Source organism: Nocardiopsis sp. NPDC006198 (assembly GCF_040613895.1).
Classification (GTDB): Bacteria; Actinomycetota; Actinomycetes; order Streptosporangiales; family Streptosporangiaceae; genus Nocardiopsis; species Nocardiopsis tropica.
Map to the genome: position 1 here is coordinate 54842 of NZ_JBEXSY010000028.1, position 12149 is coordinate 66990.

A 12149-nucleotide genomic window follows, 5' to 3' on the forward strand; every position below is an offset into this window, starting at 1 on the left:
GGCGGGGGCGCGGCGGGCGGGGCCGGGCCGCGGCCGGTCAGGCGGTGGGCAGCGGCGGCGGGGTGCCGCCGAACTCGGGGCACAGGGCCTGGTGCTCGCACCAGCCGCACAGCTTGCTCTTGCGGGGCGCCCACACGCCGGTCCGTCCGGCCTCCTCGATCCGGGCCCAGATGCCGGAGATCTCCTCCTCCGCGGCCCGGAGCTCGTCCTCGGTCGGGTCGTACCAGCGCACGGCCCCGTCGCCGCCGAGGTAGACGAGCTGGAGGCGGGTGGGGACGACGCCGAGGTCGCGCCAGATCATCACGGCGTAGAAGAAGATCTGGAAGCGGGCCTTGTCCTCGAACCTGGGGTGCGGGGACTTGCCGGTCTTGTAGTCCACGATCCGGATCTGTCCGGTCGGGGTGACGTCGAGGCGGTCGACGTAGCCGCGCAGTTTGAGCCCGGTGGGCAGGGCCACGTCCAGGCGCATCTCGCGGTCGCGGGGCTCCAGGGCCGTCGGGTTCTCCAGGTCGAAGTAGCGGCGCACCAGGTCGCGGGCGGACTCCAGCCAGGTGTCGCGCTCCGCCTCGTCGGCGAAGAGCTCATCGACCTCGGGCTTCTTCTCGCGCAGAGCGGTCCACTGCGGGTCGACGAGGGCGGCGGCGTTGTGCGGGGTGCGCGACTCCGCGGGGAGTTCGTAGAGGCGTTCGAGGCAGGCGTGGACGAGGGTGCCGCGCAGCGCCGCCGCGCTGGGAGCCTCCGGGAGCCGGTCGATGGTGCGGAACCGGAACAGCAGGGGGCACTGGAGGAAGTCGGAGGCACGCGAGGGCGAGAGGGCGGACGGAAGGGGCGCGGTGGTCATGGGACGAGCCTATGAGAAGGTCGCGACAGGCCGGGCGCGGTAGCCCCGTACCCTGGGGACGTGACCACCGGTAGTGAGCCCTCCGCGCCCAGAACCCGCGACCGCGCCAAGAGCAAGGGGCTGCTCCTGGGCCGCCCCTTCGGGATTCCCGTGTACGTGACGCCGTCGTGGTTGATCGTGGCGGTGCTGATCACCCTCGTCTACGGGGGGATCGTCGAGGGGCGGCTCGCGCTGGGGCCCGCCTCGTACCTGTTGGCGTTCGTCTTCGCGGTCCTGCTGTACGCCTCCGTCCTGGTGCACGAGCTCGCGCACTCGGTGGTGGCGCGCATGTACGGGCTGCCGGTGCGGCGGATCGTGCTGTACGTGCTGGGCGGGGTCTCCGAGATCGAGCGGGAGGCGCCCACCCCGGGGCGGGAGTTCTGGATCGCGTTCTCGGGTCCGCTGTTCTCCCTGATCCTGGCCGCGGGCGCCTTCGGCCTGTACCAGTTCGCCGACCCGTTCAGCGTGGTGGGCGAGCTGCTGTTCCAGCTGTGGATCGCCAACTTCCTGGTGGGCGTGTTCAACCTGTTGCCCGGGCTGCCCCTGGACGGCGGCCGGCTGCTGCGCGCCGGGGTGTGGAAGGCGACCGGCAGGCAGGTCGCGGGGAGTGTGGCGGCGGCCTGGGGCGGCCGGGGGCTGGCCCTGGTGGTGGTGGCGATCCCGTTCGTCCTGGCGTGGTCGTCCGGCGGGCGGTTGAGCCCGTGGGCGGTGGTGTGGGGCCTGCTCCTGGGCGGGTTCATGTGGATGGGCGCCACCGACGCCCTGCGGGCGGCCCGGGTGCGCGAGCGGGTGCCCGGCCTGAGCGCGCGCGACCTGGCCCGCCCTGCGGTGCGGGTGCCGTCCGACACCCCGCTGGCCGAGGCGCAGGGGAGGGCGCGGGAGGCGGGGGTCGTGGAGATCGTCGTGACCGACGCCGACGGCACCCCGACGTCGATCGTGCACCCGGCCTCGGCCGCGGCGATCGCGGAGGGGCGCCGGGCCCGGGTACCGGTGTCGAGTGTGGCGCGGGCGGTGACGGACTCCTCCCTGGTGCCGGTGGACCTGAGGGGCGAGGAGCTGCTCGACGCGCTGACCGGGCACCAGCTGCCGGAGTACCTGGTGGTGGACGAGGCGGGCGGCGGGGTGTTCGGCGTGCTGCGCGCCGCCGACGTCAACGCGGCGATGTCCGGCCGGGCCTGACGCGGCGGACGGCCACGCCGGCGCCGGGCCGCCGCTGAGCGCTCCCGGGGCAGGCCGCGCCGGCCGGCGGTTCCGATGCGGATCACGGGTACCCCCCGCAGCTCCCCGCCCCCTGACCAGGGGCCCCGATACCGGTCATGAGCGACGTGAGCCGGCGGTCCAGGTCGTCGACGCATCCGGCCCGGGGCCCCCGGTACCCGCGCCTGAACCTCCGCACCCGTCCGATCACCCGCTCGGAGTCGAAGCGCACCCCCGTGGCGAGCGCCTCCCGCGCCAGGTGGAACGCCTCGTCCACGTCGCCGGCCTCGGCGTGCGCCGAGGCCAGTTCGACCTGGAGGACCGCCGCCTGCTTGGCGTTGGCGGCCTTCTGGGCGAGGGCCTCCGCGAAGGCCTCGCGGGCCTCGTGCGGGCTCCGCAGGCGCACCCCGACCAGGGCGCGGTAGCCGGCGACCTTGGCCTGGTCGAAGGCGAACACCCACGGCCAGGGCGGGTCGGTGTTGGTCGTGCGGGCGGCCTCCTTCTCCGCCCTGCCGATGGCGCGGGAGGCGGCGGCCCCGTCGCCGGTGCCCGCGTGCGCGAGGGCACCCACGCAGGCGAGCCAGGCGCGGGCCGTGGGGTGCGCGGAGGGGCCCAGGACGTGCTCGGCCTCCCGCACCAGTCCCAGGCCCAGTTCGGGGTCCTCCGCCGTGTCGATCTCGAAGGCGGCCAGGGACCCCAGCATGTACACGTCGAGCAGGCGCATCCCGGCCTGGCGGGCCCGGACGACCGCCGTGCGGTAGTGGACCCGGGCCGAGCCCATGTCGCCCAGGTCGGCGTGGAGCCAGGCGGCGAATCCGGCGGCCTCGCTGGCCGCCGCGCTGAGCGCCGGGTGGAAGGGCGTCCCGCGCGAGTGCGCGAGCATCTGCTCGGCCAGCTGCACATGCGTCACGGCGCTGGGCAGCAGGTGGCGGGCTGGGGCGGAGGCGTCCATGCGGCGCTGGCCGCCGGTGATGGAGCGCAGCGCGGACGCGGTGGTCTCGTCGACCGGGTGGGGCGCCTGCGAAGGCGGGGGAGCGGCGGGGGCGGCGGTGAGAAGGGCCCCGGCGGCGACCGCCTTCCCGAACTCGCGTCGTCTCGTGGTGTCCACCTCCTTCTGGACGGGTCCGCCCGGCGGCGGGGAGCCTCCGAAGCGGAGCAGGTGCAGCGGGACGTCCAGGCGCTGGGCGAGGTCCTGGACCTGGCTGACCGTCAGGGCCTGCTGTCCGTTGACCACCCGGGAGACCCAGCTCTGGGAATAGGCGACCGCGCGGGCGAGGTCTCCCTGGGACCATCCGCGTGCAGTGCGCACGCCTTCGAGAACTGTGGCCATGTCGCAGGTCGCCAGCGCGTTCGCCATGCGGGGCCGCGACCACAGGTCCGGTGGCAGAACACCGTCGGGTTGGGGCATGAGCTTAGATTAGGGATTCCGGCCGCCCTGGGTGGCTATGTGTGAAAAAGAAGGTGCGATGCGTGATCCGCATAGAGACGCCCCGTACCGGGGCCGATGCGGGAGAGTGCAAGAGTCGTTGGTCCCGGCAGGCATCCGGGAGGAAAGGGAGGCACCCCGTGACCGTGGAGACCCCGCCGGCGGGCAGCCCGAGTCTGCGGTGGGAGCCCGCCGCGGCTGATCCGGCGGACCGCGTGGACCCCGTCGGTCTGGCCCTGCGGGTCCTGGCCGCCGAACTGCGCTCACACGGCGTGGAGGTGCGCGAGGACGGTGATTCCGGAACGGTCGACGCCGGCCCCAGCGCCCGCCCCCAGCGCGCGCTGCTCAGACCGCACAGGGGCGACCTCTGGTGGTGGATGCGCTGGCCGGCCCAGGTGGATGTGCATCCCGCCCTGTCGGGGGTCCCCATCTCCCCCGCCACCCGGACCTCCGACGCCGCCAGGCGGATCGTGGGCGCCCTGTCCATGACCGTCGGCGACGCCTGAACAGGCGCGGGTCCCCCTCCGCGCCTCCCCGGGCGTGAGCGGTGCCCGCGCCCGGGAGGCGGGCGGGACCGGGTTCCCCCGAAACCCGGTCTCCCTCCGTGCGGGGCCCTGCCCGGTCCCGCCCGCCCACCCGTTCGACCCCCCGTGCGCGGGCCGTCCGCCGCCCGGCCCCCTCCGTCCCGGTGTCCGGCGGGCGGCCCGCGCCTTACCTCCGGCGCGCCCGGTCCGTCCGCGTCGTCCCGGCCCCCAGGCGTACGGCGCGGCCGTCCGCGGCGCTCTTCACCGAGGACCTCTTCGCCACCGGCAACGACGACGACAACCGGGCCGCCGTGCTCGGGGTGGCCGCCGAGGCCCTGGCCCTGGCGGGGGTGGCGGTCCACGGGCCCAGGGGCGACGTCGACAAGGTGCTCAAGGGGCTGCGCCCGCACCCCTGAGGGGCCCGGTACGGGAGCCGCCCGGATGCCACCGGGGAGACCGCGGGCCGCCGCCCGGCGTGGACGGGACGGCGGCCGGGGCTCAGACCGTCCCGGGCTCGGCCGCCGCCAGCGCGGCGCCGACGATCCCGGCGGTGTTGCGCAGGGCCGCGGGGACGATGGGGGTGCGGATGTCCACATGGGGGAGGAACTTCTCCGACTTGCGGCTCACCCCGCCGCCGACCACGATCAGGTCCGGCCAGAGCAGGTCCTCGACCACCCGGTAGTAGCGGTGCAGGCGCTGGGTCGCCCACTCGTGGTAGGAGAGGTCCTCGCGCTCCTTGGCGCCGGAGGAGGCCCGCGTCTCCGCGTCGTGCCCGTCGATCTCCAGGTGCCCGAACTCGGTGTTGGGCACGAGTTTGCCGTCCACCACCAGGGCGGAGCCGATGCCGGTGCCCAGGGTGGTCATCAGCACCACGCCCGGCACCCCCTTGGCTGCGCCGTAGCGGCTCTCCGCGACCGCTGCGGCGTCGGCGTCGTTGAGGACCCGCACCGGTCGGCCGGTCGCCTCGGTGAACAGGGTCCGCGCGTCGGTGCCCACCCAGCTCTTGGGCAGGTTGGCGGAGGTGCGCACGACCCCGCCCTGCACCACCCCGGGGAAGGTGATGCCCAGCGGCGCCTGCGAGACCTCGGGGAAGTGCGCGGCGATCTTGCCGACGATCTCCGCGATCGCCGCGGGGTCGGCGTGGCGGGGCGTGAGGACCTTCATCCGCTCCCGGAGGAACTCCCCGGCGACCAGGTCGACAGGGGCGCCCTTGATGCCGCTGCCCCCGATGTCGATCCCCAGTGCCGTGTTCGGCTGTGACATGGGTCGTCGCCTCCCGTGTTCCTCGTGTGGTGGATGGGCGTCGTCGCGGTCCCGCGGTGTCGATACTGCCCCGGAGGCGGGGTGTTCGCACGTTCGGCCCCGGCGGGAGCCGCCCGTTTCCGGACTTGTGCCCGGACCGCTACGACCGTCCGTAGTCGGTTCGGGCCGCCTCCGGCCGTTCGCCACGGTATCGGGGGGCCGATACCCTGGGCGACTGCCCTGACTCAACCAATTGCGACGTGGGAAGACGAGAGCGACGTTGACCGGTATCCATGGCCGCCGCGGCCCCTTCACCGACGGCGACACCGTGCAGTTGACCGACCCCAAGGGTCGCATGCACACGATCACCCTGCGCGAAGGCAGCACCTTCCACTCCCACAAGGGCAAGGTCGAACACGACGAGCTCATCGGACAGCCCGACGGCAGCGTGGTCCGCTCCAACACCGGCACGGCCTATGTGGCGCTGCGCCCGCTGCTGATCGACTACACGCTGTCGATGAAGCGCGGGGCGACCATCGTCTACCCCAAGGACGCGGCCCAGGTCCTGGTCGAGGCGGACATCTTCCCGGGGGCCCGGGTGGTCGAGGCGGGCGCCGGATCGGGAGCCATGTCCAACTGGCTGCTGCGCGCCGTCGGTGAGAACGGCATGGTGCACTCCTACGAGCGTCGCGCCGACTTCGCCGAGATCGCCCGCAAGAACGTGGAGAGGTTCTACGGCGGCCCGCACCCGGCGTGGAAGCTCACCGTCGGCGACCTGGTGGAGGAGCTCGACGAGACCGACGTGGACCGCGTCTTCCTCGACATGCTCGCTCCCTGGGAGTGCCTGGACGCGGTCGCCGGGGCGCTGATCCCCGGCGGACTGCTCTGCTGCTACGTCGCCACCACCACGCAGCTGTCGCGCGTGGTCGAGGGGCTGCGCGAGGACGACCGCTTCTACGAGCCGCGCTCGTGGGAGACCATGCTCCGCACCTGGCACGTGGAGGGGCTGGCGGTGCGCCCGGACCACCGCATGATCGGGCACACCGGGTTCCTGGTGGTGGCCCGCCGCCTCGCCGACGGGGCCGAGGCCCCCGAGCGCCGCCGCCGGCCGGCCAAGGGCGCCTACGGCAAGGACTTCACCGCGGCCCGCGAGCAGGACGGCCGCGGTCCGGCGCAGACGGCTCCCGGTACGGCGCCCGCCGTGGGCGGGGACGCCCCCGCCGAGGCCGGGGTCCCGCAGGCCCCGGAGACCCCCGACGCGGGCCCGGAGGAGCCGGGCACCGCCGGGGAGTAGCGGGAGCGCCCGCCACGCCCCCGAGTCCCACCGCACCGCGCGAGGCCCGTCCGGAACACCCGGGCGGGCCTCGCGCGTGTCCGGGGCCGCGGCCCCGCCCCTGCGGCTGGCCCCCGTCCGAGGTCCTCCGGGGGGGAGACCTTCCTTGCCCGGGCCCGGCACGGAGGTTACTTTCTGATTACGTCGGGTCATCCGCTATCACTGTGACCTGGTGTAACGCAAGAGTTCAAAATGAGTCCTACGACACTCCCCACGGCAGACAGGTTAGGAAATGGGCAGGGGTAGGTAGGCTCCGAGTAGTCATACTTCTCCTAGGGAGGTGGCGGACGTGGCCGAGCGCGACGACGAGCGTCAGAGCGACCGGGACCGTGAAGTCGCTGAACTCACGGCTCAGGTCTCCTACATGGAAAAGGAACTCAGCGTGGTTCGGCGCAAGCTCGCCGACTCGCCCCGACATGTACGCCTGCTGGAGGAGCGGCTGAGGGAGGCCCAGGCCAACCTCGCCGCTGCCAACGGCCAGAACGAACGGATCGTCTCCACGCTGAAGGAGGCGCGCGAGCAGATCGTGGCGCTGAAGGAGGAGGTCGACCGGCTGGCGCAGCCGCCGTCCGGATTCGGCGTCTACCTCGGTTCACGTGACGACGAGACCGTCGAGATCTTCACCAACGGCCGCAAGATGCGCGTCAACGTCAGTCCCTCGGTGGACCTCGAGAGCCTGCGCCCCGGCCAGGAGGTCATGCTCAACGAGGCCTTCAACGTCGTCGAGGTCGAGTCCTTCGAGACCGTCGGCGAGGTCGTCATGCTCAAGGAGCTCCTCGAGGACGGCGAACGCGCCCTGGTGATCTCCCACCACGACGAGGAGCGGATCGTCCGCCTGGCCGAACCGCTGCGCGACGAGCCGATCCGGCCCGGCGACTCCCTGCTGCTGGAGCCGCGTTCGGGTTACGTGTACGAGCGGATCCCCAAGTCGGAGGTCGAGGAGCTCATCCTCGAAGAGGTCCCCGACATCGCCTACACCGACATCGGCGGCCTGTCCGGGCAGATCGAGATGATCCGCGACGCCGTCGAGCTGCCCTACCTCTACAAGGAGCTGTTCTACGAGCACAAGCTGCGCCCGCCCAAGGGCGTCCTCCTGTACGGCCCTCCAGGCTGCGGCAAGACGCTCATCGCCAAGGCGGTCGCCAACTCGCTGGCCAAACAGGTCGCCGAGCGCACCGGCCGCGACGTCGGCAAGAGCTTCTTCCTCAACATCAAGGGCCCGGAGCTGCTGAACAAGTACGTGGGCGAGACCGAGCGGCACATCCGCCTGGTCTTCCAACGTGCCCGTGAGAAAGCCTCCGAGGGCACCCCCGTCATCGTCTTCTTCGACGAGATGGACTCGATCTTCCGGACCCGCGGGTCGGGTGTGTCCTCCGACGTGGAGAACACGATCGTCCCGCAGCTCCTCAGCGAGATCGACGGCGTCGAGGGCCTGGAGAACGTCATCGTCATCGGCGCCTCCAACCGCGAGGACATGATCGACCCGGCGATCCTGCGGCCCGGCCGCCTGGACGTCAAGATCAAGATCGAGCGGCCCGACGCCGAGGCGGCCCGCGACATCTTCGGCAAGTACATCACCGAGGACCTGCCGCTGCACGAGGAGGACCTCGTCGAGCACGGCGGATCGACCAAGGCCACGGTGGACGCCATGATCCAGCGGGTCGTGGAGCGGATGTACACCGAGGGCGAGGAGAACCGCTTCCTGGAGGTCACCTACGCCAACGGTGACAAGGAGGTCCTGTACTTCAAGGACTTCAACTCCGGCGCGATGATCGAGAACATCGTCTCCAGGGCCAAGAAGATGGCCATCAAGGACTTCATCGACCAGCAGTCCAGGGGCATCCGGGTGTCGCACCTGCTGCAGGCCTGCGTCGACGAGTTCAGCGAGAACGAGGACCTGCCCAACACCACCAACCCCGACGACTGGGCGCGGATCTCCGGCAAGAAGGGCGAGCGCATCGTCTACATCCGGACCCTCGTGACCGGTAAGAAGGGGGCGGACGCGGGGCGGAGCATCGACACCGTCGCCAACACGGGCCAGTACCTGTAACAACGCGCCTGCCACGCGCTCGGAGGGGCCGACCGGATGTTCCGGTCGGCCCCTCTCCGTGTCGGTTGTTTCCGGACCCCGTGATGTCGGGGTGATGGCTGTTCAGCCGAGTGGGGGCGCGAACACGCCGTCGAGCCGGTGCTCGATCAGCTCCACGGCCTGCTCGGGACTGTGCTGACCGAGCAGGACGCTGGTCTGCAGGCCGATGGCGCCCGCCACCAGGAACGCGCTCTCGGCCTCGGTGTCGACCTCCGGCGGCACCTCGCCGGACTGCCGGCCCTGGTCGAGCAGACCGGACACGAGGTCCTCCAGGGCGCGTGGCGCGTCGCGGGCCGCGGCGGCCAGGGCGGGATCGGTGACGAAGGGGATGAAGTAGGCGGCGTACACCAGGTGCCGGGTGCGGCGCTCCTCGTCCAGCGGGAGCAGCTCCCACAGCACCCCGCGCACGAGCGCGCGCATGCCGGGGGCCTCGCCCAGCTCGGCCAGGCGTTGCCCGGCCCGCTGCTCGGCGTCGGTGTTGAGGATCTCCAGCGCTCCCAGCAGCAGGCGGTCGCGGGTGCCGAAGTAGTACTGCAGCAGCCGGGCGGAGACCTCGGCCTCGGCGGCGACCTGGCGCAGGGTGACGTGTTCGAGTCCGCCCCTTGTGGCCAGGCGCCACACCGCCTGGGCGATCTGGCGACGGCGCAGGTCGTGGTCCACCTGTCGGGGCATGGCGGTTCTCCTCGGAGTCGCGTGCGGCGGACGCATTTTCGTGGTGCGATCGTACCAAAGCCGTGTTATGGTTCGATCGAACCATAATGAGACGTGCGTCGGAGGCCCCGGTCCCGGCTCCGCGCGTGCCAGAGGGAGGGAGAACGATGGTGTATGTGGCGTGCCTGGTCGTGGGGCTGGTGATGCTGGTCCTGGGGGTACAGGGAGGTATCCGGCTGCTGGCCGACCACGGTGAGGCCGGAATTCTCCACCAGGTGCCAGGGGGGTTCGAGGTGTGGCTCGCCTGCTACGCGGCGATGGCGGTTCTCGGCCTCGTCCTGGCCGGTTGGGGCTTGGGAAGGGCCAGGCGGTCCGGGCACGCCAGGTGAGCGGTCGCCGTGCGCCGCGGCCCACGGCACCTCGCCCCCGGCCGGCCGATCGGACGGAACGGTCTTCCTCCACCATTTCCTGAGCGGTACTTTGCGCGCATGAGCGAACAGAAGAAGCCCTCCGCCGTGGAGAACGCGATCGGGGAGGCCGGCCCCGGGGCCGACATCACCCAGCTCGGCCACATCGGCGCCCCTGCGGAGGGCGGGACGGTCCGCAACACCATCGGCAAGGTTTCCGGGAACGCGAAGGTGGTCCAGGCGGGGGACATCGTGGGCGACCTCCACCTGTGATCCGCCCCGGCTCGACGGAGGAGACCGAGAACGACCTCGCCCCGACACCGCCCGGCGAACCCGCGTGTGACGCTCTGCAACGCGCACGGGCGGCCCTGGAAGACCTTTCCAGGGCCGCCGTCGCGTTCACGTGATGTGCGCACAGGCGAGCCGGAGACGCTGGCACGGCTCGGCCGAAGAGTTCGGTGGTGACGTGAGGGGGTGAGTTGTTCGGAACGCCCTTCTCGCAGGGAGACCCGCGCTCAGCGGTGTCGGGCGGGGTCCAGGCCGGTGGGGGCGCAGAAGGTGGGGACATCGGCCCGTAGTCCGAGCCGGCGGTCCGGGGAGCGCGGTCCATGGCCTGCGCCGCTCCCGCAGCGCAGCACGGGACACCCCTGACCCCCGGCACGGGAGAGCCCTTCCGACGCGGTCGTCGGAAGGGCCCGTCCGTCTTCGGTCACCGACCGGGTCAGTGTGCTCCGCTGATCGTGCTCGAGGAACCCGCCCCGTGCTTGCCCGCGTGCGTACAGGACTTCGAGTACCAGGACTTGCCGTCCTTTGCCTTGGACTGCACTTCGCAGTGGTGGGCGCCCTTGGGTCCGGCCGAGCTGGACTCCGACCCGTAGTAGGCGTCGGCCATCGACACCGCAGGGGCTCCGAAGGCCAGAGCGGGAGCGATGGCGGCGATGAGTGCGAAGCGGCGCAGGGTCTTCTTCGGCATGCTGACTGTGTCCTCTCACGGAAGGTCCGGCTCGGCGCCGGACCCGCTCAGGCCCTTCCCTCGCGGCCACGTCGACGTGGCGGGGTCCCGGACCTCGTCCAGGTCCCACACTGCGGTCCGGGCACACCAACAAAGAACCCCAGCTGTTCCCATATACGCCCAAGCCGCTCGTGGAGCCCCCGGTCGTCTGGAGCCGAGGCCGCTCCTTGCGCTCGTGCGGTCGGCTGAGGCGGCGAGGTGCGGAGAGCATCGTTTCGCCGCTGAGCGGACGGACCGGCCGAGCGGAGGCGCCGGGTGACCCGGGATCGTTTTCCGTGGGTCGGGGCTGGGCGGATGTGTCCGCCACCCGGCGCTGGGCCGGATACACCACGCGGAGGGTATGGACGGCGTCCGGAGGGGCAAGGGCGGGCCAAGACATCGCCATAACTACTTTGAGTTGGCATTTTAATACTCAGGGTTGCCGATTGGTTGGTGTGGATATTTATTGCGTGGGGCCGGACACCGACTCCGACCCCCGCACACGGTTCCTGTGACATGTCACCCCACGGGTGGCCTGCCAGGCCCTACCGAGAGGACACACCCTTGGACCGCAAGACCGTGACCCGCTTTGCCTTCGCCGCTGTCGTCGCGCCCGCTCTCGCCTTCGGCGCTCCGACCGCGGCCGTGGCCGACTCCTTCTTCGCGACCGGCCACACCGAGGCCGGTCTCCACGGCGCCTCGCAGAGCGCTGTCGTCGCCTTCGCCACGGACGGCCACCACGAGAACGGCGAGGGCGGCCACGAAGGCGGCAAGAGCGGCAGCTTCTACATCGAGAAGCACAGCGAGGCCGGTCCCAAGGGCGCCTCCGAGGGCGGCGCCGTCAGCGCCGCCGGCTAGGACGCTCCAGGGGAGCCCGCGGTGACACACCCGCGGGCTCATCAGGACCACAGCCCACAGCCCGAATACGGGCGATCCCTGGCGCGGTGGTGGTTCCCCCACCGGGCCAGGGCCGTTTCCACCTCTGAACACGATAGGCAGGATCGATGGTTCTCTCATACCGTGCCCTGGCCGTGACGGTCCTGGCACTCGGCCTCGCCCTGGGGGCGCCTGCGGTGGCCTCGGCCGACGCCCGCTTCCAGAGCCTGGACCATTTTTCCGGGCCGGAAGGGGCCGGCATCACGATGATCCGCAGCGTGGCCGCCGACGACGGAACGGCCGTCTACGAGATGGTGACCTACTTCGCGGGTCCACACGGCGCCGGGATGAGCCGCACCTTCAGCTCCGCGAACTGACGTCGAGCACGAAGCCCGGTCCCCCGCGGCCACGACGTGGCCGCGGGGGACCGGGCGTGAGGGAACAGGGCTTCCCCTGCCCCGGCCACGAACGCGGGAAGGCTACGGCACCTCTCTCTGCGCGAGAACGCGGCCAGGAGGCAGTCCTGCCCGCCG

The 12149-nt window shown here is 71.9% G+C and carries 14 protein-coding genes; 9 read left to right on the forward strand and 5 right to left on the reverse strand.

Going from position 1 to position 12149, the window contains the following annotated elements:
- Positions 1-37: 37 nt before the first annotated feature.
- The gene (locus ABZ234_RS19785; protein WP_267945343.1) at positions 38-841 is read right to left on the reverse strand and encodes a RecB family exonuclease; all 804 of its coding nucleotides are present in this window, start codon (positions 839-841) and stop codon (positions 38-40) included.
- A gap of 150 nt (positions 842-991) precedes the next feature.
- Between ABZ234_RS19785 and ABZ234_RS19790 the strand changes: the two genes are divergently transcribed.
- The gene (locus ABZ234_RS19790) at positions 992-2059 is read left to right on the forward strand and encodes a site-2 protease family protein (protein ID WP_344180770.1); all 1068 of its coding nucleotides are present in this window, start codon (positions 992-994) and stop codon (positions 2057-2059) included.
- Positions 2060-2141: 82 nt separating this feature from the next.
- On the opposite strand, the gene ABZ234_RS19795 is transcribed toward ABZ234_RS19790, so the two are convergent.
- Complete coding sequence (locus ABZ234_RS19795) at positions 2142-3434, reverse strand: helix-turn-helix transcriptional regulator (protein WP_355013059.1); 1293 nt, start codon at positions 3432-3434, stop codon at positions 2142-2144.
- A gap of 209 nt (positions 3435-3643) precedes the next feature.
- On the opposite strand from ABZ234_RS19795, the gene ABZ234_RS19800 reads away from it, so the two are divergent.
- Positions 3644-4009, forward strand: a complete 366-nt coding sequence (locus ABZ234_RS19800; protein ID WP_355013043.1) for a hypothetical protein — start codon at positions 3644-3646, stop codon at positions 4007-4009.
- 182 nt (positions 4010-4191) lie between these two features.
- Positions 4192-4443: a DUF2000 family protein gene (locus tag ABZ234_RS19805; protein WP_355013044.1), complete on the forward strand. Its 252-nt coding sequence runs from the start codon at positions 4192-4194 to the stop codon at positions 4441-4443.
- Between the two features lie 82 nt (positions 4444-4525).
- On the opposite strand, the gene ppgK is transcribed toward ABZ234_RS19805, so the two are convergent.
- The gene (gene ppgK, locus ABZ234_RS19810; protein WP_355013045.1) at positions 4526-5290 is read right to left on the reverse strand and encodes a polyphosphate--glucose phosphotransferase; all 765 of its coding nucleotides are present in this window, start codon (positions 5288-5290) and stop codon (positions 4526-4528) included.
- A gap of 259 nt (positions 5291-5549) precedes the next feature.
- Between ppgK and ABZ234_RS19815 the strand changes: the two genes are divergently transcribed.
- Together ABZ234_RS19815 and arc are read left to right on the forward strand one after the other, a co-directional pair.
- The gene (locus ABZ234_RS19815; protein ID WP_267945339.1) at positions 5550-6563 is read left to right on the forward strand and encodes a tRNA (adenine-N1)-methyltransferase; all 1014 of its coding nucleotides are present in this window, start codon (positions 5550-5552) and stop codon (positions 6561-6563) included.
- A 319-nt stretch (positions 6564-6882) separates the two neighbouring features.
- On the forward strand, positions 6883-8652 hold the full coding sequence (gene arc / locus ABZ234_RS19820) for a proteasome ATPase (protein WP_267945338.1): 1770 nt from the start codon (positions 6883-6885) through the stop codon (positions 8650-8652).
- 102 nt (positions 8653-8754) lie between these two features.
- Here arc and ABZ234_RS19825 read toward each other — a convergent pair whose 3' ends face one another.
- Positions 8755-9363 carry a TetR/AcrR family transcriptional regulator gene (locus ABZ234_RS19825; RefSeq protein WP_355013046.1) on the reverse strand — a complete coding sequence of 203 codons (609 nt, stop codon included), beginning with the start codon at positions 9361-9363 and terminating at the stop codon, positions 8755-8757.
- A 146-nt stretch (positions 9364-9509) separates the two neighbouring features.
- Here ABZ234_RS19825 and ABZ234_RS19830 point away from each other — a divergent pair, with 146 nt between their 5' ends.
- Positions 9510-9731, forward strand: coding sequence for a hypothetical protein (locus ABZ234_RS19830; RefSeq protein ID WP_355013047.1), 222 nt, complete (start codon positions 9510-9512; stop codon positions 9729-9731).
- A gap of 99 nt (positions 9732-9830) precedes the next feature.
- On the forward strand, positions 9831-10022 hold the full coding sequence (locus ABZ234_RS19835; RefSeq protein WP_355013048.1) for a hypothetical protein: 192 nt from the start codon (positions 9831-9833) through the stop codon (positions 10020-10022).
- Between the two features lie 448 nt (positions 10023-10470).
- Here ABZ234_RS19835 and ABZ234_RS19840 read toward each other — a convergent pair whose 3' ends face one another.
- Complete coding sequence (locus ABZ234_RS19840) at positions 10471-10722, reverse strand: hypothetical protein (RefSeq protein WP_267945334.1); 252 nt, start codon at positions 10720-10722, stop codon at positions 10471-10473.
- Positions 10723-11304: 582 nt separating this feature from the next.
- Here ABZ234_RS19840 and ABZ234_RS19845 point away from each other — a divergent pair.
- Both ABZ234_RS19845 and ABZ234_RS19850 read left to right on the forward strand, forming a co-directional pair.
- Positions 11305-11598 (forward strand): hypothetical protein, encoded by a 294-nt coding sequence (locus tag ABZ234_RS19845; protein ID WP_355013049.1) that lies wholly within the window; start codon positions 11305-11307, stop codon positions 11596-11598.
- Between the two features lie 146 nt (positions 11599-11744).
- Positions 11745-11993 (forward strand): hypothetical protein, encoded by a 249-nt coding sequence (locus ABZ234_RS19850; RefSeq protein ID WP_355013050.1) that lies wholly within the window; start codon positions 11745-11747, stop codon positions 11991-11993.
- Positions 11994-12149 lie beyond the last annotated feature (156 nt).